Below are 18,685 nucleotides of genomic sequence, written 5' to 3'. Positions count from 1 at the left end.
ACGAACGGCGCGCTCGTCGGATAGGTTCCGACGCCATGCATGTCTGACGGTGTGCGCGCCGCGAAGCAAGCGCGCAGCCGTCAGTGGCACAACAGCGCCGTTCGTCGGCAAGGTGCTGACGGGCGCCGAGCCGGGAGGGCGCAGCGTGGGGACGTCGACACGCCGGGCCGTGCGGCCGCTGCGGGCAGGGGACCGGGTGGCGGTGGTGGCCCCGGCAGGGCCCGTATCCCCGCGCCTGCTCGCCAGGGGCGTCGCCGTGCTCGAGTCATGGGGCCTCGACGTGGAGCTGACGTTCGACGCGGCGCAGGAGGGACGGCTCCCGTACCTGGCCGCCGACGACGACGTGCGCGCCCAGCAGCTGCAGCGAGCGTGGTGCGACCCGGACATCGACGCTGTGCTGTGCGCCCGCGGCGGCTACGGCGCACTGCGCGTCCTCGACCTGCTCGACTGGGATGCGATGGCCGCCGCGGGCCCGAAGCACTTCGTGGGATCGAGCGACAACACGGCGCTGCATGCCGTGCTCGGCGCCCGGTGCGGGCTGGTCACGCTGTTCGGGCCGATGGTCGCCACCCCGGCCGTCACTGCCGACCCGGACGCGCGGGAAGGACTGCGTCGCGCGCTGTTCGACCCGCCGACGGAGCTGCGGGGCGGACCGCGGGCCATGGCCCTGGTCGGAGGGTGGGCGGCGGGCGTGACGGTCGGCGGCACGCTGAGCCTGCTGGCCTCCGCGCTCGGCGCGCCGGGTCTCCCGCCTCCACCGGACGGCGCGATCGCGCTGTTGGAGGACGTCACCGAGTCGCCCTACCGGATCGACCGCCTCCTCACCCAGCTCCTGCGTGCAGGCTGGTTCGACCGCGTCGCGGGCATCGCGCTCGGGTCGTGGAAGGAGTGCGGCCCGCCAGAAGAGGTGCGCGACGTGGTGCTCGATCGGCTCGGCGGGCTCGGGGTCCCTCTGGTGGAGGAGCTGGGCTTCGGGCACTGCCGCGGGCAGCTGACGGTGCCCCTCGGCGCCGAGGCCGAAATGGACGCCGACGCCCCCGTCCCTCGCCTCGCCCTCCCCAACTGACGCCCTTCCGAGATCGCGCCGGTACCTGCACGGGCTTCACTCGGAGCAGGGGGGCGCCATGGACATCATCAACGTCAATGACATCGGTGTTCGGTCGGTCGTGCTCGAGCTGCGCAGGAAGGGCACACCCTGCCGCTTCACGATCTACCCGATGATCCATCTCGGGGAGGCGTCGTTCTACCGGGAGGTGTCGTCCCGGCTGGCCAGGCACGACTTGATCGTGGCGGAGGGGATCATCGGCCCGAGCCCGACGACCACGTTCATGACCCAGGTCTACACCTCGAGAAAGCTCCGGAGCCGGCTGGGGCTGCAGCTGCAACCACAAGACCTCTACGACGTCGGCATCCCCGTCGTGACGCCGGACATGACCGGTCCCGAGCTCGAGCGGCGCTGGCGCGCGATCGGCCTGCCGGAACGCGCGATGTGGTACACGATGACGCCGGCCTTCCGGCTGTACCTCGACGTGTTCGCCTCGCGCGAGATGGTGGCGAGCCACCTCCAGCTCGACAGCGACACGCTCGCGATCGAGGAGCCGAGCGGGCTCGAGCTCGTCGAGATCATCACCGACCAGCGCGACGTCCTCCTCTGCGACGCCGTGACGCGGATCCACACCGAACGGTGCGAAGAGGACATCAACGTCGCGGTGGTGTACGGCGCTGCGCACGTCGCGCCGCTCGTGAAGCATCTCGGTGTGCGTCACGGATACGTACCCAGAAGCGGCGAATGGCTGCAGGTCTTCTCGCTCTGAAGGCCGTCAGGCACCCGCCCGCACCGCGCGCGGGGAGCCCCCCAGCTCCCGCCGGCAGGCCTTGTTGAACGCCTGCAGGTCGTTGATCCCCACCGAGGCGGCGACGGCCGGGATCGACATCGTCGTGGCCGTGAGCAGGTGGCGGGCCCTGGCCATCCGTCGCTGCCGGATCCAGCCGACCACGGGAAGGCCGGTCTCCGCGCGGAAGAGCCGCGTGAGGTGGTTGTGCGACACCCCGGCCGCGCGGGCGATGTCCGGAACGGCGAGCGGGCGCGCCAGATTGGCCTCGACGTATGCGATGGCCGTGGCGACGGCGGTGTGATGCGTCCGGCCCGTGGCGGGCTCCGGGAGCTGCGCGATGCGCCACAGCGCCGTCCACACCTCGGCGGCGGTGCGCGCCGACCCGCCCGGCGAGGCGGAGATCGCCGCGCGCAGGAGCTCCGAGAGCCCGGCCGCGGCCGGGCCCGCGTCCCGCGCGACCGGCACCGTCGACGGCTCGCCGCACTCCTCCGGCCGGAAGTGGGCGAAGAGGTGTTCGGAGCGGCCGGTGTAGTCAAACCGCACCTCCACGCCCGCCGGCACGAAGCTCACCCAGCCGGGCGCCACCTCATAGGTGCGACCCCCGATCGTGACGTCGGCCGAGTAGCCGTAGAGGTGCACCTGCCAGAGGTCGGGCAGCCGGAAGACGTCGTGCAGGCTGCGCACGCCGTGCACCCCGACGCCGGCGTTGGCCACGACCGGCGGCCGAGCGAGGCGCAGGGGGACGCGCTCCACCTCCATGGTGAGAAATTACCACCAGTGGCGAGTCAGACCCACGCGCTGCGCCGTGCTCCCGCCCTAGCCTCGGTGCGCGAGAACCACTCGGCTCCGAGGAGGAACGTGCACCGCAAACACCTGCTGACGTCCGTGCAGATGGCCCGGTTCGTCGCGTACGGCTCGCACCGCATCGACGGCGTCGTGCCGCATGACATGAACGCCGAGGCGATTGACGTCCTCCGCGCAGGCATCCCGGCGGTGCCGTATGGCACCCCGCTCTCGGAGACGTTCGCCGAGGGCTCGTTCGCACAGCGGCTCGTGCGGCTGCCCGAGGTCGCCGGGGCGATCCACAGCTTCGTGGGCCCTGACCCGGCCGTCGACCACCACGCCGTGCACATCCGGAAGGCCCACGAGGGCACGGCCCAGAACCTGCACGGCGACGCGATCATCGACGTCCGGCCGGACGCGTTCGACGTGCAGCTCATGTACTACCCGCAGGAGGTCACCCTGGAGATGGGCGGCACCCTGTCGGTGCCGGGCAGCCACCTGCGGCGCACAAACGAGTCCGACACCGGCCGCTACCAGAACCTCCTCGGCCAGACCCGCCTCGTCTGCCCCGCGGGAACGGTGGTGTTCCTGCACCACGGGATCTGGCACGGCGGGCGGCGCAACGACAGCGACGTCGACCGCTACATGTTCAAGATCCGCTTCAACCCGACGGTCCGGCAGCTGCGGCTGTGGAACACCGACGACCTGTACGACCCGGCCGTCGCCTCGGAGCTCTCCACGCGCTTTCCCTGGTACGAGCACGCAACTGGGCGGCTGGAGATCTACAACCGGGTGCTGCTGTGGCGCGCACTCATCGGCGACGACAGCTACGACCCCGACTACTGGGTGACCCGCGTGACGAACCGGCCGACGCGAGTGGTCGCGGGACGCAGCCTCAACCCCCACGCCCCCGCCCCGGTCCAGGAGATGGCATGACGACGGCACGGCAGAAGGTGCTGGTGCTCTACCTCGCCTCGTCCGCCCTCGACGCGAAGGTCGTGGGCTGGTCGAGCTACGACGGCACGGGGGACACCGCCCCGACCACCGGCGACAGCGACCTTCCCCCGTACGAAACCGGGCTCGACGCGCTCAAGGACGGCTGGCGCCTCTTCCAGGCCTCGCAGCTCCTCCCGCCGCAGCCGGGGCACGAATACGACGTCTCGTTCCTCAAGCACGAGTTCTTCTTCGAGAAACTCGGTTGACATCTGACCTTTCGTCGGCATGGTCCCTTGACTGGCCGTGTATTGCGCGCCAGAGTGGCACGAACATCGGATGTCTCACTCAATGCCGAGGAGCACCATGACGGTCAAGACGATTCGGAAGCGCGCGCTCGCGGTGGCCGCCGCCGCCACCCTCGCTCTGGGCGTGGCGGCCTGCGGCTCCGGTGGCGGCGGTGGCAGCACCACCAGCGACGGCAAGACCACGATGGTCTGGAACATGTGGAGCGGCTCCACCGCCGAGGTGGACGCGTGGAACCACCTCTCCCAGATGGTCACGGCAAAGCACCCCGACCTCGCCCTCGACTTCCAGACCAGCAGCTTCAACGACTACTGGACGAAGCTCGCCGCGCAGGCGAGCGGCGGTGACGCCGGCTGCATCCTCGGTGTGCAGTCGTACCGGGCGCCGAGCATCAGCCAGCTGCTCGTGCCACTCGACGACATGCTGGCCGGGGCCGGGATCGACGGCGCCGACTTCGATCCGTCCATCTGGAAGGCGCTGCAGGTCGACGGCCAGCAGCTCGCCGTGCCGTACGACTTCGGGCCGCTGCTCATGTTCTACAACGCCGATCGCTTCCGCGAGGCCGGCGTGCCGATTCCGACCACCAGCTGGACTGTGCAGGACTTCCTCGCCGCGGCCCAGACCCTGACCAGCGGCGGGAAGCACGGCTTCGCCGTCTACCCCACGATCGACAGCGTGACCCCGTGGTCGCTCTCGCTGCAGGGCACGGGGCCGCTCAACGCTCAAGGCGAGCTGGACCTGACGCAGGAGGGCTTCGTCAAGGCTGTCCAGTGGTACGCCGACCTCGTCACCCAGCTCAAGGTCGCACCCCCGGTCGTGGCCACCAACGACGCCACGCCCGCCCTGAACTCGTTCATCGCGGGCGACGCCGCGATGGTCGTCGACGGGCCGTGGCAGCTCGTCAACGTCATGGACCAGGCGCAGTTCGAGGTCGGCGTGGCGCCGATCCCGGCAGGCGACTCCGGCTCGCACAGCCAGGTGGCCGGGTCCGGGTTCGGGATCTCGCAGACCTGTCCGGACCCGGACAAGGCGCTGCAGGCCATCGCCGTGCTCACCGGCCCCGAGGCGCTGCAGTACCTCGCCGAGCAGGGCCGGGCCTTCCCGTCGCGCACCGCTCAGCAGGAGTCGTGGTTCAGCCCGGAGCTCGCCGGCGCCAAGGACGGCCTGCAGGCCGCGATCGCGAATGGCGTGCCGGCGCCCGCCACCGAGAACTACACCCAGGTCAACCAGCTGTTCATGCAGTACGGCGTGGAGGCGGTGAACGGCCAGCAGAGCGTGCCGGACTTCCTGAACACGGTGCAGCAGCAGGCGGGGTGACGGCGTCGTGACGCTGACCGTTCCCGCGCCACCGGCCACCGGACCCGTCGCCGCACCGGGTGGCGGGGTCCACCGCGGCGACGGACGCGCGGCACTGGGATTCCTCGCACCGAGCACGAGCGGGTTCCTGCTGTTCACGCTCATCCCGCTCGTCGGGTCGCTCGCCATCAGCTTCTTCGCGTGGCCGGTGCTCGGGCGGCGGCGGTTCGTCGGGGTGGACAACTTCGTCGAGCTGCTGAGCGACCCGATCTTCCAGCGCATCATGCTCAACACGCTGGTGTTCGTGGTGATCTACGTGCCGCTCAACATCGTCGTGTCGCTCGGGCTGGCGCTGTGGATCTCGCCCCGCATCCGCGGGCGCGGGATCTACCGCCTGCTGTTCTTCATCCCGACGGTCACGCCCATGATCGCGAACGCGCTGGTGTGGCGGCTGCTGTACCAGCCGGGCGGCGCGATCGACCAGGCGTTCCAGACCGTGCTCGGCATGCCGGCGCCCAACTTCCTCGGTGACAACCGCTGGGCGATGGCCGCGGTGATCCTCATGTCGGTCTGGCAGGGGTTCGGCTACAACATGCTGGTCTTCTCCGCCGGACTCGACGCCATCCCGCAGAGCCTGCACGAGGCGGCCTCGATCGACGGGGCCGGGCCGCTGCGCCGGTTCTGGAGCGTCACGCTGCCGATGCTCTCGCCGTCGATGTTCTTCGCGATGATCATGACGTTGATCACCTCGTTCCAGGTGTTCGTCCAGCCATACGCCCTCACTTCGGGTGGGCCGGGCGTCGCCACCGAGACGATGGTGCTCCACCTCTACCGCCAGGGCTTCGTGCAGTTCGACCTCGGCACGGCGTCGACGATCGGCTGGTTCCTCTTCATGATCATCATGCTGGTCACCGCGCTGCAGTTCCTCGGCCAGAAGCGGTGGGTGCACTATGACGACTGAGACCCTCCCCCGCCCCACGACGACGGACCGGGCTCCCGGGCGTCCGTCGCGCAGGCACGCGAGCACGCGCACCGTGGTGTCGCAGGTGCTGCTCACGGCCGTGCTCCTGCTGTTCCTCATGCCGTTCATGTGGATGATCGCGACGGCGCTCAAGCCGCCCGCCGAGGTGTTCGGCGCGGGTAGCGGGCTCATCGGGTCGGAGATCCGCTGGTCCAACTTCGCCGAGGCGTGGAGCTACCTGCCGTTCGGCCGATTCATGTTCAACGGACTGTTCGTCGCCTTGGCGGGCACGGTCGTGGTGTGCGTGACGTCGGTGCTGTCGGCGTACGCGTTCGCGCGGCTGCGCTTCCGGTTCCGGGACCGGATCTTCCTGCTGTACCTGGGCACGCTGATGGTGCCGCAGGAGGTCACGGTGGTCCCGATGTTCATCCTCATGCAGCAGTTCCGCTGGGTGGACAGCTACGCGGCGCTGATCCTGCCGTGGGCGTTCACCGCGTTCGGCACGTTCCTGCTGCGCCAGTTCTTCCTCAATATCCCGCGGGAGCTGGAGGAGGCTGCCACGATCGACGGCGCGAGCCGGACCCGCATCCTGCTGCAGGTGGTGGTGCCGATCGCCCGGCCGGCCATCGCGGTGCTCGCCGCGTTCACGTTCATCAACTACTGGAACAGCTTCCTGTGGCCGCTGATCGTCGTGAACAGCCGCGACATGTCGACGGTGCCGCTCGGGCTCAACCTGTTCCTTTCCCAGAACGGCAACCAGTGGCACCTGCTCATGGCCGCGGCGGCGATCTCGATGCTGCCGACCGTCGTCATGGTCGTGCTGCTGCAGCGCCACCTCGTCCGCGGCATCGCCCTGTCCGGCCTCGGTGGCCGGTGACCTCCCGGGAGGACCTCGTGACCGTCGACTGGAGCCGGCTCCAACGCCCCCTCCCGGACTGGTACGCCGACGCCAAGTTCGGGATTTTCATCCACTGGGGCGCGTACTCGGTGCCGGCGTGGGCGGAGCCGACCGGCGAGCTGGGCGCCGTCGACGAGCGGACGTGGTTCCGTCACAACGCGTACGCCGAGTGGTACTGGAACACCATCCGGTTCGACGACAGCCCGGCCCGCAAGCACCACCAGGAAACCTACGGCGACGCCCCCTACGACGACTTCCTGGACGCATGGCATACCGAGGAGTTCGACCCGCGGGAGTGGTGCGATCTCTTCGCGCGGGCCGGGGCGCGCTACGTCGTGCCGACCACCAAGCACCACGACGGCATCGCGCTCTGGGACGCACCCGGCACGGCCACGCGCAACACGGTGCACCGCGGCCCGCGCCGCGACCTGATCGGTGATCTGGCGGGTGCCGTACGGGCGGCCGGGATGCGGTTCGGCGTGTACTACTCCGGAGGGCTCGACTGGAGCGTCACGCCGGACCTCCCGGTGATCGACACGTCCGCTAACGTCCGCGCGCTGCGCCCGAACGACGCGGCCTACGCCACTTACGCGTACGTCCACGTGCGCGACCTCGTCGAGAAGTACCGGCCCGACGTGCTCTGGAACGACATCGAATGGCCCGACGCCGGCAAGCACGACGGGGCACTCGGCCTCGCCGAGCTGTTCCGGCACTTCTACGCGACCGTGCCCGACGGCGTCGTGAACGACCGCTGGGGCGACACCCACTGGGACTTCCGCACCAGCGAGTACCAGCACCACCTCGACGCCGAGGGCGCGCCCGCGTGGGAGAACTGCCGCGGGATCGGGCTCTCGTTCGGCTACAACCAGGTGGAGGACTCCCGGCACCTGATGAGCGGGCCGCGGCTCGTGCGCCACCTCGTCGACGTCGTCTCCCGGGGTGGGAACCTGCTGCTCAACGTCGGTCCGACGGCGAGCGGTCTGATCCCGGACGGGCAGCGCAGCACCCTCGAGGAGCTGGCCGACTGGATGGCGACCCACGCCGGCGTCGTCCACGGCTCCCGCCCGCTCGATCCCGGCATCGCCGAGGCGTCCGACGAGCCGTGGGTGCGGTGGACCCGCAGCGGCGACCGGGCGTGGGCCGTGGTCGACGCCGCCGCCGGCAGGGTGCTCCTGCCGGCCCGCGCCGACCGCCTGCGCCTCGCCTCCGCCGCTCTCGCCGACGGCACCCCCGTCCCGGCACAGGCCGATCCGGCCGGGATCGCCGTGGAGCTGCCTCCCCGCGCCGCGCCGCCCGCGGTCGGGTTCGACATCCGCTGATGGCGGTCACCGACGAGGCCATCGGCAAGATCAAGGAGATGATCCGCTCCGGTGAGCTGGGCCCTGGCGACCGGCTGCCGCCCGAGAAGGAGCTGTCCGAGGCGCTCGGCCTGTCCCGCAGCTCGCTGCGCGAGGCCGTCAAGGCACTGGAGATCATCCGCGTGCTCGACGTCCGCCGCGGCGACGGCACCTACGTCACCAGCCTGACCCCGGACACCCTGCTCGACGCCATGTCCTTCGTGGTCGACATCCACCAGGACTCGTCGCTGCTGGAGCTGTTCGAGGTGCGCCGCATCCTCGAGCCCGCGGCGGCCGCGATGGCCGCGGCGCACGTCGTGGCGGCCGACGTCGAGGAGCTGCGGGGCCTGCTCGCCGCGCTGGGCGACGCCCCGACGGTCGACGAGCTCGTGGCACACGATCAGGTGTTCCACCGCCGCATCGCCGAGCACGCCGGCAACTCATACCTCACGAGCCTGCTCGAGACGCTCTCCAGCAGTACCTTGCGCGCCCGGATCTGGCGTGGGCTCTCCGAGGAGGGTTCGACGGAGCGCACCCTCACCGAGCACCGCCTGATCGTCGACGCGCTCGCCCGCGGCGACGCCGCGCTGGTGGCCGCCCGCGCCACCGTGCACATAGACGGGGTGGCCGGCTGGCTGCGTCGCGCGCTCACCTGACCACGATCATCGGTCCAGGTGGAGCCCGATGTGGGCGGTCACGGCGCGGTCCACGGTGGCCGGGTCGCCCGTGCGCAGGGCGTCGAGCAGTTCACCGTGCTGGCGCGGGATCTCGTCCGGATCCGGGTGGGCAGGAGTGTCGCGCAGGAAGTAGGCGCGCACCCGGGGCTGGATCGTGCGCCAGATCTGCAGCGTCTGCGGGTGGCCGGCGGCCCTGATCACGGCCTCGTGGAAGTCGACGTCGAGGTCGGCCAGCCGGTCGGTGTCGCCGCGCTGCGCAGCGGACTGCATCTCTCTGACGATCCCGTCGAGCCTGCCGAGCAGGTCCGGATCTCCAGCGGCGTTCCCGAAGGCGAACCGCTCGATCGTCTGCCGGATGGGGACCAGCACCTCGCGCACCTCGAACCCCGAGACGGGGGCGACCTGCGCGCCGCGGTAGGGGTGGGAGACGACGAGCCCCTCCTGCTCGAGGATCATGATCGCCTCCCGGACCGGCCCGCGGCTCACGCCGGACCGGGCCGAGATGTCGCGCTCGACCAGGCGCTCGCCCGGCTGCAGCTCACCTGACGCGATCACCTGCCGCAGCCAGCGCAGGATCCACTCGCGACGCGACTCGGGTACGGCGCCGCTCGGGGCTGACGTGCTCACGGTCCTCCTGTCGACGGGGACGGGTCACCGTAGGCGACGCGTTCGACCCATGGCAAATGGTTGACCATCTGCCAAAGTGGCGATTACGGTCCGCTCCCGACGAGGGGAGATACCCGATGAAGATCCGTGCCGTTCGCGCGGCGGGCCTCCGCGGCGCCACGCCTGCGGGAGGCTGGACCGAGGAGCTGGAGCGCGACGACGTCGTCCACACGCTCGTCGCCGTGCACACCGACGAGGGGATCGTCGGGGTCGGCAGCGTGTTCACCAGCGAGGCGCTGGTGCGGGCCGCGCTGGACGTGCTCTCGCCGCTGCTGATCGGGGAGAACGCCCTCGAACCGGAGCGCGTCGCCGAACGCCTGCACCGGACGACGTTCTGGCTCGGCCGCGGCGGATCGATCACGCACACGATCAGCGGCATCGACACCGCGCTGTGGGACGTGCTCGGCAAGGCGACCGGCCAGCCGGTCGGGAGACTGCTCGGCGGCCGGTACCGCGACCGCGTCCGCCCTTACGCCTCGCTCCTCATGGACGAGCCCGGCAGGCTCGCCGCCGAGCTGCGCGGGCTCCTCGACCGGGGCTGGACCGCCTTCAAGATCGGGTGGGGCCCGTTCGGCCGGGTCGGCCCGCGGCTGGACGAGGAGATCGTGGCGGCCGCGCGCGACGCCGTCGGGCCGGACGCCCTGCTCATGGTCGACGCCGGTGCGAGCGACTCCACCTGGTCCCACGGCTACAAGTGGGCGCTGCGCACGGCGCACATGCTCGAGCGCTACGAGGTCGCCTGGTTCGAGGAACCGCTGCCACCGGACGCGCTCGCCGACTACACCGCCCTGCGGCGGGAGGCGCCCGTCGCAATCGCCGGTGGCGAGGTGCTGACCCGACGGCAGAGCTTCCACCCGTGGCTGGAGGCCGGGGCGTTCGACGTCGTGCAGCCCGACGTCACGAAGGTCGGCGGGCTGAGCGAGCAGCGGCGCATCGGCTGGGCGGCGCACGACCACGGCGTCCGGCTGATCCCGCACGGGTGGAACACCGCGGTCGGGCTCGCGGCCGACCTCCAGCTCGCCTCCGCACTCCCGGACACCGACCTGGTCGAGTACCTCACCGGCTCGCCGTACGTCGACGACATCGTCGCCGCCCCCTGGCGGCTCGACGAGGACGGCATGCTGCCCATCCCGGACGCCCCCGGCCTGGGAATCGACCTGGACCCGGACGCTCTCAGCCGGTACGCGGACGTGGGGCTCCTGCCCCCCTGAGGGCGAGCCGCGAGCGCGGGGCGGGAGTCCGACGAACGGGCCGTTCGTCGGAAGCTATTCGGGCAGGCGGGCGGCTAGGCCGTCGAGCAAGCAGCCGAGGGAGAACTCGAAGCGGCGGTCGGAGCGCGCTGCGATGTCCTCGCCCGCGCCCGCCCGCATCGCCGACGCCGCAACCGGGTGCCGTTCCGCCGCCGCACCGAGATGGGTCCCGAGCTCGCCCGAGACCGCCGCCGCGTGCCGCAGGCCGGTCTGGGCGAGCACGGCGCCCACCACCTGGTCGTGCAGCGCGGCTACCACGGCGGGCGGGTCGGCGAACCCGGCGCGTACGGCGACGCCCAGTGCGGCATCGGCGAGCGCCACCGCGTTCGGCCCGATGTTCGGCAGCCTGCTCAGCAGCGGCAGCGCCCATGGGTGTCGCAGCAGGACCTGCCGCATCCGCCCCGCGTGCGCCACGAGCGCGCCACGCCACTCCCCCTGGTCGTCCGGCGCCTGCGCCTCGCCCAGCACGTCGTCGAGGACCAGCTCCAATAGCTCGTCCTTCGTCGCGACGTACCAGTAGAGGGCCCCGACCGTGACGCCGAGGTCCGCGGCGACCCGGCGCATCGACATGCGCTCGAGGCCATCGGAATCCAGCAGCGCGACGGCCGCGCGCACGAGCGACTCCCTGCTGAGGCCGGAGCTCGCAGGCTTCGACTCGTCCAGCCAGATCGAGGAGGCCACCGCCGCACCTTAGCGTTGAACAGTGCTCAGTATCATTGAGCAGTGTTCAATCCTGTCGCAGTGACCGCGCTCGGGGCCGACACCGAGCGCCCACCCGCCGTCTTCGTGCACGGCGTGCTCAGCTGGGGAACCGACGACGAGTACGGGTTCGGTGCGCAGCGGCCACTCGCCACGGACCGCCGCCTGCTGCTCATGGACCGGAGGGGCCATGGCACGAGCCCCGACCTCCCGCCCGGCCCGTACCGCAGCGACTACGAGGTCGACGCCGAGGACGTCGTGCAAGTGCTCGGCGACGGCGCCCATCTCGTCGGGCACTCCTACGGCGCGGTCGCCGCGATGCTCGCCGCCGCGGCGCGTCCCGACCTGGTCCGATCGCTGTCCCTCATCCAGCCGGGCTCGCTGCGCGCGGCGGATTCCCATCCCGCGATCGCCGAGGTCCTCGCCCGCAACCGCGCCGCCGTCGCACAGCTGCCCGCCGACCTCACCCCGGAGCGCTACCTGCGCCTGTCGACGGAGTCCGTCCGCATGCCCGCGCCAGAACCCACGGCGGATCGGCTGCGGGCAGCGCACGCCACCATGCACGAGCGACCCTGCTGGGACGCGGCGGTTCCGCTCGACCCGATCGCCGATGCGGGCTTCCCGGTGCTCGTCGTGCGCGGCGACTGGTCCGGCGCGCCCGCGGAGTACCGGCGCATGGCTGGCGAGCCGTTGATGATCACGGCCGAGGTGATCGCCGAACGGCTCGGGGCGCAGTTGCTCACGGTGCCCGGCTTCTACCCGCAGGTCCAGCAGCCGGCCGCCGTCAATGAGGCACTCGCGGCGCTCTGGGAGCGGGGCGACGCGAACTGAGCGGCGGCCGCCGGGTCCACTGCCACGACCGGAGTTCGTGATCTCCCCTGGCCGGCACGGCCGCCGGTCCGAGCACAGTGGGTGGCGCAACGCGTGGCTGCCGAATTCGTCCGGGCCTCCATCCTGGGGATGTAGTGATCAAGGCTCTGGGGCGTTGACTTTCGCGCCCACCTGTTTCTGATCACGCAAGAGGTCACCGATCGACCCATTGCGAAGCGGGCTCAATCCACGTATGATCGAACGTATGTTCGATAGCGTCTGCGAGGTGGAGGTCGGCGATCCCGTCGATCCCCAGCTCGAGGACGCCTTCGACTGGCTGGCCATCGAACGTGGGCTGCGGTCCGGTGTGGAGGACCGCACCTGGGGCAACACCGCCCCGTCCGGGTTGTTCGCCCTGGAGATCGACTCCGACACCCGTGAGGTGGCCGGCCTGTCGGATGCGCAGCTGGTCGATGCGATGGTCGGGTTCGAACGCCTGGCCGCGTGGGCGCAGGCCCGCCAGGCCCGGGTTCTGGCGGAGTTCGCCCGCCGCCGTCCCGGTGACGACTCGACCATGGTGGCCACCGACAAGCCGTGCGCGATGAGCCGGTTCGCCCCCGACGAGGTCGGGCTCGCCCTGAAGCTGGCCCGGCTGACCGCCAAGACCCGGATCGGGCGGTCGGTGCAGCTGGAACAGGTGCTGCCCGAAACCCTGGCGCTGTGGCAGCGGGGCCGCCTGGACGAGCGTCGGGTCGCCGCGATCTGCGAGGCCACCCACTACCTGTCGGTGGAGAAGGCGCGGGCGGTGCAGCAACGCATCCTGGACCGGGCACCGGACCAGACGGTGGGGCAGCTGAAGGCGGCGTTGAAACGCGCGGTGATCGCGGTCGACCCCGAGGGTGCTGCGGAGCGGCACCAGGCCGCCCGGCGGGACCGGCGAGTGTCGATCACCGAGGAACCCGACGGGATGGCGTCGCTGTGGGCGCTGATGACCGCCCCGGACGCCCAGGCCAGCTACCAGTGGCTGACCCGGCTCGCCCTCGGCTGCGGCCGAGATGATCCGCGCAGCATGGACGCCCGCCGCGCCGACCTGGCCGCCGGGCTGCTGTCCGGGCGACTCACCAACGCCGCACCCGACACCCCCACCGACACTCCGACCGACGCCCCGACCGGCTCCTCGACGTCCAGTGGAACCGGCAGCGCGACCGGAGCCGAGAGCCGCATCGACGACGAGCACGAGGAGACCGACGAGCACGACGAGACCGACGAGCACGACACCGACCCCGCGCCGCAGTCGCCGACAACGGCCCGCAACGCCGATGCGCCCGGCGACGGTGCGGGCGGGCACTTAGCCCCACCGCGGCCGGTCAACCCCGGCAAACCCCTCGTCCAGGTCCTGATCCCCTTCACCACCCTGCTCGGCGCCGACAACCACCCCTGCGAACTGGTCGGACACGGCCCCATCACCGCCGACCACGCCCGCCACATCGCCACCGACGCCACCCTCAAACGACTGGTGTACGACCCACTCTCCGGCACCATCCTCGACCACGGCCGCACCACCTACCGCCCCCCAACCGCACTCGCCGACCACGTCCGCGCCCGCGACGTCTACTGCCGCAGCCCCATCTGCCGCCGCCGCACCCTGGACGGACACCTCGACCACATCACCCCCTACCCGCACGGCCCCACCAACGAGACCAACATCCACGGCTGCTGCGGCCACGAACACCGCATGAAACACGCCCCCGGCTGGGCCGTCCGCGCACTACCCGACGGACGCATCCAATGGATCACCCCCACCGGGCACCGCTACCACAGCCACCCCTACGACTACCGCACCGACAACGACCTGCCCCCCAACAAAGCAACCACGCGAAAGGGCCTGCCGAAAGACCTCGCCACACGCCTGGAACGGATCGACCGCAACCGACGCGCCACCGCCCTCTGGAACGGCGAGACCGTCCCACCCGACGACGCGGAACCCCCACCGTTCTGATCCGGGAAGCGATTGCCCTGGATCCAAGGCCACGGGCCCGCGGTCGTGGCGGGCCGCTAACGCGCCTGCAGAACAATGCGTGTCGCACCATCCCGGCGACAAATGGCTGCACCCAGGCCCAGATATCCGGCTCATCGATGTGGCCTGCGCTGGCACGATGACTGGATGACCGAGGATCTCACCTACGAGGGCTTCGCCGACGAGTACGCGAAGCATGCGGTCGGCAGTCCGTGGAATTCGCTGTACGACAGGCCTGCGGTGATGGGGCTCGCCGGCGACGTCGCCGGCCTGCGCGTCCTGGATGCCGGTTGCGGGCCCGGGCTCTACGCCGAGGCGTTGATCCGCGCAGGAGCCCAGGTCATGGGGTGCGATCAGAGCCCGGCTCTTGTATCCCGCGCCCGGGAGCGCACCGCCGGTGCCGCCGATCTCCGCGTCCACGACCTGTCCGAGCCGCTGACGTGGGTGCCTGATGATTCGGTCGACCTCGTGGTGTGCGCCTTGACGCTGCACTACATCGACGACCGGGTAGCCCTGCTGCGCGAGTTCCGCCGCGTGCTCGCACCAGGTGGGGCCGTCGTCCTCTCCACGCACCACCCCACGAGCGATTGGTTGAGACTCGGTGGGTCGTACTTCACCGAGCGAGTCGTGACGGAGTCCCTGCACCCGGAACGGGACTGGCAGGTGCGGTTCTGGCATCGATCGCTGACGGCCATGTGTGCCGAGTTCCGCGAAGCCGGCTTCCTCATCAGCGAACTGCTCGAGCCCCGCCCCGTCGAGGAGATGGCGCAGCGCGACGCCGACGCCTACGCACGCCTCTCCACGGCGCCGGCCTTCATCGCGTTCCGGCTCACTCCCCGCCTCTCCGGCGCATCCCACTGACGACCAGCGCACACACCGCCGCATGCCGTGGACGGCAGGTGCTGACGCCGACCCGTGACTGACGAGATGAGCCGGGGGTGCGCGGCCGATCCGCGCCCCGCGCCCGGTGCGGCAAGGGGAATGCACGGTGCAGGCCGCATGCCGGGCACGCCAGCCGCTACGCGCCCCAAGGGTAAGCGCTTGCCCCGTATGTCTTGACATACCTTCGACCTGGCCCGTTCAATGTCACCGCTGTTCATGTGAGCGCTCACGCTCCCCCCGAACGAGCGGCCGAACTCGACGCACGGCAGGACGACGGGGTCGCCTCGACGACGCGGCCCGAGAAGGAGCAGGCATGGCGACTCCCCGCAGGACCATCGGGATCGTGGCTGCCGGCCTCGCGCTGAGCCTCGTGGCCGCGTGCGGCGGAGGCGGCGGCTCGGCCTCACCGGACGAGCCGCTCCAGTTCTTCCTCTCCGGCGACGCGAACCAGGGCGGCGGGATCGCTGCGCTGGCGGCGCAGTACGAGCAGGAGACGGGCGTGAAGGTCGAGATCGTCGACATCGCCAACGCCGACCTCCAGCCCAAGCTGAAGAACGCGGCGCAGGCGAACGACCTGCCGGCCCTCGCGCGCATCGGCTCGCTCGACCCGGTCTGGCAGGACGCCACCGTCGACCTCAAGAGCATCCTCGACGGCAGCAACATCCGCCGCGACCTCGCCGCGATCGACGAGGACGGCAAGGTGCTCTCCCTGCCCACGGACATCACGGCCGTCGGGCTCTACGTCAACAAGTCGCTCTTCGACCGGGCGGGCGTCACCTACCCGACCAGCGCCGACGACATCTGGAGCTGGGACGAGTTCGTCGCGAAGGTCAAGGAGGTGCAGCAGAAGACCGGCACGACCTACGGCATGGTGATGGACCGGTCGTCGCACCGCCTGAAGTCGCTCCTCTACGAGTTCGGGTCCGAGTACTGGCAGCCGGACGCGAGCGGCACGTTCCAGACCAACCCGAACACCAAGGCCGCGCTCGAGTACTTCAAAGCGCTCAACGACGACTCGTTCATGCCGCGCTCGGTCTGGTTGACGAAGGCCGACCCGAACGCGCTGTTCAAGAGCGGTGACGTGGTCGCCTACTACTCGGGCTCATGGCAGATCGCCGACTTCGCCAAGAACATCAAGGACTTCGAGTGGGCGTCGGTCCGCCTGCCGAAGCAGCCCGTCCGCGCAGCCCAGTACGGCAACGCGGCCTCCTCCGTGGTGTTCGACGGAACGGGCCAGGAGGACGCCGCCGTCGCGTTCCTGAAGTGGATGTACCAGCCGGAGAACTACCGCAAGCTCGCGGAGAGGTCCGGCATGCTCCCGGCCATCGAGGGGCTCGAGGTCACCTACCCCGAGCACGCCGACGCGTTCGCGGTCTACAACGAGGAGATCGCGGCGTCCGCACCGATCGTGTCGAAGATCAAGCAACAGGAGCTGGCGTACGAGGCGGCAGGCAAGGCCATCGTCGGCCCCGATCCGCTGCGCGACGAGACGGTCAGGTACCTCAACGGCGAGCAGGACGTCGACACGACGATCGCCAACGTGTCGCAGCAGCTCACCGAGGGCCACGGCCCGCACCCGTGATGACCGCCGTCTCGTCTCCCCCGAAGAACGCACCGCGAAGCGCGCCGGCACGGGCCCGTCGCAGGACGACCTCCGCCGGCCTCGCCCCGCTGCTGTTCATCTCGGCGGCCGTGGTCCTGTTCGCGCTGTTCTTCCTCTGGCCGGGTGCGCTCGCCCTCGTCTACTCGTTCACCGACTACTCCGGCGTGGGCAGGCTCGACTTCATCGGGCTGGACAACTACGTCGAGCTCGCGGACGACCCGGCGTTCTACGCCGCCCTCTCCCGCACGGCGCTCTACACCGTGCTCGCCGTGCCGGCCCACTACGTGGTGTCGCTCGGCATCGCCGTGCTGCTGACCAGCACCACGGCGACCGGCAAGACCGCGGCCCGGATGATCTTCTTCTTCCCCTGGCTGATCTCGCCGATCGTCACCGGTGTGGTCTGGCGCTGGCTCTTCGGGGAGAACTTCGGGTTCGTCAACTTCGCCGTCCAGGCGCTGGGCGGCGGGCGGATGGCATGGGAGTCGGACGGCACCCTCGCCCTGCTCGTCATCCTCGTCGCGGGCACGTGGGCGAGCACGGCGTTCAACATGCTGCTGTTCATCGCCGCCCTGCGGAACATCCCGCGTTCCTACCTCGAGGCAGCCGAGATCGACGGCGCGAACGCGTGGCAGCGGTTCTTCAAGATCACGTTGCCGTTGCTCGGCCCGACGTCGTTCATGGTGGTGCTGCTGACGACGATCGGCTCGATGAAGGAGTTCGCGCTGATCCAGGCGCTCAACAACGGCGGCCCCGGCACCGAGAACATGCTCGTCGTCCAGTACATCTACCAAACCGGGTTCGAGCGGGCGAACATCGGTTACGCCAGCACCGTCTCGATGGTCCTCATGGTGATCCTCGTGATCATCGCCGTGGTGCAGCTGCGGTTCGAGCAGAAGAGCGCGCTCTCGTGAGGGCCGTCCGCGCGCTACCGAGCACGGCGATCCTGTGGCTGCTCGCCGTGGTCTACCTGTTCCCGGTGCTCTGGTTCGTGCTGAGCTCGTTCAAGCCCGGGTCGGAGCTGTTCAGCCTGCCGCTGTCGATCTTCCCCGAGACCTGGACGACGTCGGGGTACTCGGCGGCCTGGACGCGGTTCGACTTCCAGAAGTACTTCCTCAACACCAGCATCGTCGCGGTCGTCACGACCGTGCTCACGGTGTTCGTCAGCGCCATGACGGGTTATGCGTTCGCGAAGTACCGGGCGTGGTGGCTGCGGGTGTTCTTCGTGTGCATCCTCGCGACGACCATGCTGCCCACCGAGGTGATCATGCCATCGGCCTTCGCGGTGGTCCGTGACCTCGGGCTCTACGACTCGCTCGCCGGCATCATCGTCCCCTCGATCATCACCGCGACCGGGATCTTCATGTTCCGCCAGTACTTCACGACCGTGCCGGACGAGCTGATGGAGGCGGCCCGGATCGACGGCGTCGGGGAGATCAGGCTGTTCCTGCAGATCATGCTGCCGCTGGCGAAACCGATCTGCGTGGTGCTCGCGATCTTCTCGATGCAATGGCGGTGGAACGACTACATCTGGCCACTGCTGATCCTGCGCGACCCCGACCGCTACACGCTGCAGGTCGCGCTGCGCAACACCGTCGGGGCCGACAACATCGACTGGTCGGTGCTGCTGTCCGCCTCGATCATCTCGCTGATCCCGATGGTCGTGATGTTCCTCGTGTTCCAGCGCCAGATCATGAGCGCCGACATCAACTCGGGGCTGAAGGACTAAAGGGGC

The 18,685-nt window shown here is 70.3% G+C and carries 19 protein-coding genes; 16 read left to right on the top strand and 3 right to left on the bottom strand.

The annotated features are described in order from the left end of the window. Nucleotides 1–145 precede the first annotated feature (145 nt). Nucleotides 146–1,066, top strand: a complete 921-nt coding sequence (locus K1T35_RS13395; RefSeq protein ID WP_255621847.1) for an LD-carboxypeptidase — start codon at nucleotides 146–148, stop codon at nucleotides 1,064–1,066. Nucleotides 1,067–1,124: 58 nt separating this feature from the next. Next, on the top strand, nucleotides 1,125–1,814 hold the full coding sequence (locus K1T35_RS13390; protein ID WP_220260494.1) for a hypothetical protein: 690 nt from the start codon (nucleotides 1,125–1,127) through the stop codon (nucleotides 1,812–1,814). A 6-nt stretch (nucleotides 1,815–1,820) separates the two neighbouring features. Here the strand turns inward: K1T35_RS13390 and K1T35_RS13385 are convergent, their stop codons facing one another. Further along, nucleotides 1,821–2,594 carry an AraC family transcriptional regulator gene (locus tag K1T35_RS13385; protein WP_220260493.1) on the bottom strand — a complete coding sequence of 258 codons (774 nt, stop codon included), beginning with the start codon at nucleotides 2,592–2,594 and terminating at the stop codon, nucleotides 1,821–1,823. A 99-nt stretch (nucleotides 2,595–2,693) separates the two neighbouring features. Here K1T35_RS13385 and K1T35_RS13380 point away from each other — a divergent pair, with 99 nt between their 5' ends. The 7 genes from K1T35_RS13380 to K1T35_RS13350 all read left to right on the top strand — a co-directional run bounded on the left by K1T35_RS13380 (nucleotide 2,694) and on the right by K1T35_RS13350 (nucleotide 9,005). Continuing rightward, entirely contained in the window at nucleotides 2,694–3,554 is an 861-nt protein-coding gene (locus tag K1T35_RS13380; protein ID WP_220260492.1) for a phytanoyl-CoA dioxygenase family protein, read from the top strand. Beyond that, nucleotides 3,551–3,820 carry a hypothetical protein gene (locus K1T35_RS13375; RefSeq protein WP_220260491.1) on the top strand — a complete coding sequence of 90 codons (270 nt, stop codon included), beginning with the start codon at nucleotides 3,551–3,553 and terminating at the stop codon, nucleotides 3,818–3,820. The genes K1T35_RS13380 and K1T35_RS13375 overlap by 4 nt, the downstream gene beginning before the upstream one ends. Before the next feature lie 97 nt (nucleotides 3,821–3,917). Next, on the top strand, nucleotides 3,918–5,174 hold the full coding sequence (locus K1T35_RS13370) for a sugar ABC transporter substrate-binding protein (RefSeq protein ID WP_220260490.1): 1,257 nt from the start codon (nucleotides 3,918–3,920) through the stop codon (nucleotides 5,172–5,174). A gap of 7 nt (nucleotides 5,175–5,181) precedes the next feature. Beyond that, nucleotides 5,182–6,114 (top strand): carbohydrate ABC transporter permease, encoded by a 933-nt coding sequence (locus K1T35_RS13365; protein WP_220260489.1) that lies wholly within the window; start codon nucleotides 5,182–5,184, stop codon nucleotides 6,112–6,114. Further along, nucleotides 6,104–6,991, top strand: coding sequence for a carbohydrate ABC transporter permease (locus K1T35_RS13360; RefSeq protein ID WP_220260488.1), 888 nt, complete (start codon nucleotides 6,104–6,106; stop codon nucleotides 6,989–6,991). The genes K1T35_RS13365 and K1T35_RS13360 overlap by 11 nt, the downstream gene beginning before the upstream one ends. Nucleotides 6,992–7,008: 17 nt before the next feature. Then, complete coding sequence (locus K1T35_RS13355; protein ID WP_220260487.1) at nucleotides 7,009–8,331, top strand: alpha-L-fucosidase; 1,323 nt, start codon at nucleotides 7,009–7,011, stop codon at nucleotides 8,329–8,331. After that, complete coding sequence (locus tag K1T35_RS13350; RefSeq protein WP_220260486.1) at nucleotides 8,331–9,005, top strand: FadR/GntR family transcriptional regulator; 675 nt, start codon at nucleotides 8,331–8,333, stop codon at nucleotides 9,003–9,005. The genes K1T35_RS13355 and K1T35_RS13350 overlap by 1 nt, the downstream gene beginning before the upstream one ends. A gap of 6 nt (nucleotides 9,006–9,011) precedes the next feature. Here K1T35_RS13350 and K1T35_RS13345 read toward each other — a convergent pair whose 3' ends face one another. Continuing rightward, nucleotides 9,012–9,653, bottom strand: a complete 642-nt coding sequence (locus K1T35_RS13345; RefSeq protein ID WP_220260485.1) for a GntR family transcriptional regulator — start codon at nucleotides 9,651–9,653, stop codon at nucleotides 9,012–9,014. 116 nt (nucleotides 9,654–9,769) lie between these two features. Between K1T35_RS13345 and K1T35_RS13340 the strand changes: the two genes are divergently transcribed. After that, entirely contained in the window at nucleotides 9,770–10,903 is a 1,134-nt protein-coding gene (locus K1T35_RS13340; protein ID WP_220260484.1) for a mandelate racemase/muconate lactonizing enzyme family protein, read from the top strand. A 54-nt stretch (nucleotides 10,904–10,957) separates the two neighbouring features. On the opposite strand, the gene K1T35_RS13335 is transcribed toward K1T35_RS13340, so the two are convergent. Continuing rightward, nucleotides 10,958–11,623 (bottom strand): TetR/AcrR family transcriptional regulator C-terminal domain-containing protein, encoded by a 666-nt coding sequence (locus K1T35_RS13335; RefSeq protein ID WP_220260483.1) that lies wholly within the window; start codon nucleotides 11,621–11,623, stop codon nucleotides 10,958–10,960. A 42-nt stretch (nucleotides 11,624–11,665) separates the two neighbouring features. Between K1T35_RS13335 and K1T35_RS13330 the strand changes: the two genes are divergently transcribed. From K1T35_RS13330 to K1T35_RS13305, 6 genes are all read left to right on the top strand, one after another. Beyond that, nucleotides 11,666–12,472 (top strand): alpha/beta fold hydrolase, encoded by an 807-nt coding sequence (locus K1T35_RS13330; protein WP_220260482.1) that lies wholly within the window; start codon nucleotides 11,666–11,668, stop codon nucleotides 12,470–12,472. A gap of 244 nt (nucleotides 12,473–12,716) precedes the next feature. Continuing rightward, a complete protein-coding gene (locus K1T35_RS13325; protein ID WP_220260481.1) occupies nucleotides 12,717–14,450 on the top strand; it encodes an HNH endonuclease signature motif containing protein in 1,734 nt (577 codons plus the stop codon). A gap of 165 nt (nucleotides 14,451–14,615) precedes the next feature. Further along, nucleotides 14,616–15,329 carry a class I SAM-dependent methyltransferase gene (locus K1T35_RS13320; RefSeq protein ID WP_220260480.1) on the top strand — a complete coding sequence of 238 codons (714 nt, stop codon included), beginning with the start codon at nucleotides 14,616–14,618 and terminating at the stop codon, nucleotides 15,327–15,329. A gap of 334 nt (nucleotides 15,330–15,663) precedes the next feature. Then, the gene (locus K1T35_RS13315) at nucleotides 15,664–16,932 is read left to right on the top strand and encodes an ABC transporter substrate-binding protein (protein ID WP_220260479.1); all 1,269 of its coding nucleotides are present in this window, start codon (nucleotides 15,664–15,666) and stop codon (nucleotides 16,930–16,932) included. Further along, the gene (locus K1T35_RS13310; RefSeq protein WP_220260478.1) at nucleotides 16,932–17,864 is read left to right on the top strand and encodes a carbohydrate ABC transporter permease; all 933 of its coding nucleotides are present in this window, start codon (nucleotides 16,932–16,934) and stop codon (nucleotides 17,862–17,864) included. The genes K1T35_RS13315 and K1T35_RS13310 overlap by 1 nt, the downstream gene beginning before the upstream one ends. Continuing rightward, nucleotides 17,861–18,679 carry a carbohydrate ABC transporter permease gene (locus K1T35_RS13305; protein WP_220260477.1) on the top strand — a complete coding sequence of 273 codons (819 nt, stop codon included), beginning with the start codon at nucleotides 17,861–17,863 and terminating at the stop codon, nucleotides 18,677–18,679. Before K1T35_RS13310 ends, K1T35_RS13305 begins: the two co-directional genes overlap by 4 nt. Nucleotides 18,680–18,685: the final 6 nt, after the last annotated feature.

The sequence above is a fragment of the Pseudonocardia sp. DSM 110487 genome (assembly GCF_019468565.1).
Lineage (GTDB): Bacteria > Actinomycetota > Actinomycetes > Mycobacteriales > Pseudonocardiaceae > Pseudonocardia.
The sequence above is the reverse complement of the archived record's forward strand: the minus strand, read 5'-3'. Positions and strand labels throughout refer to the sequence as shown.

What these genes read in the sequence shown, in the direction of transcription:
- K1T35_RS13390 (WP_220260494.1), top strand. Translation starts at nt 1,125, where the DNA reads ATGGACATCATCAACGTCAATGACATCGGTGTTCGGTCGGTCGTGCTC.
- K1T35_RS13350 (WP_220260486.1), top strand. Translation starts at nt 8,331, where the DNA reads ATGGCGGTCACCGACGAGGCCATCGGCAAGATCAAGGAGATGATCCGC.
- K1T35_RS13360 (WP_220260488.1), top strand. Translation starts at nt 6,104, where the DNA reads ATGACGACTGAGACCCTCCCCCGCCCCACGACGACGGACCGGGCTCCC.
- K1T35_RS13385 (WP_220260493.1), bottom strand. Translation starts at nt 2,594, where the DNA reads ATGGAGGTGGAGCGCGTCCCCCTGCGCCTCGCTCGGCCGCCGGTCGTG.
- K1T35_RS13370 (WP_220260490.1), top strand. Translation starts at nt 3,918, where the DNA reads ATGACGGTCAAGACGATTCGGAAGCGCGCGCTCGCGGTGGCCGCCGCC.
- K1T35_RS13325 (WP_220260481.1), top strand. Translation starts at nt 12,717, where the DNA reads ATGTTCGATAGCGTCTGCGAGGTGGAGGTCGGCGATCCCGTCGATCCC.
- K1T35_RS13340 (WP_220260484.1), top strand. Translation starts at nt 9,770, where the DNA reads ATGAAGATCCGTGCCGTTCGCGCGGCGGGCCTCCGCGGCGCCACGCCT.
- K1T35_RS13320 (WP_220260480.1), top strand. Translation starts at nt 14,616, where the DNA reads ATGACCGAGGATCTCACCTACGAGGGCTTCGCCGACGAGTACGCGAAG.
- K1T35_RS13310 (WP_220260478.1), top strand. Translation starts at nt 16,932, where the DNA reads ATGACCGCCGTCTCGTCTCCCCCGAAGAACGCACCGCGAAGCGCGCCG.
- K1T35_RS13315 (WP_220260479.1), top strand. Translation starts at nt 15,664, where the DNA reads ATGGCGACTCCCCGCAGGACCATCGGGATCGTGGCTGCCGGCCTCGCG.
- K1T35_RS13375 (WP_220260491.1), top strand. Translation starts at nt 3,551, where the DNA reads ATGACGACGGCACGGCAGAAGGTGCTGGTGCTCTACCTCGCCTCGTCC.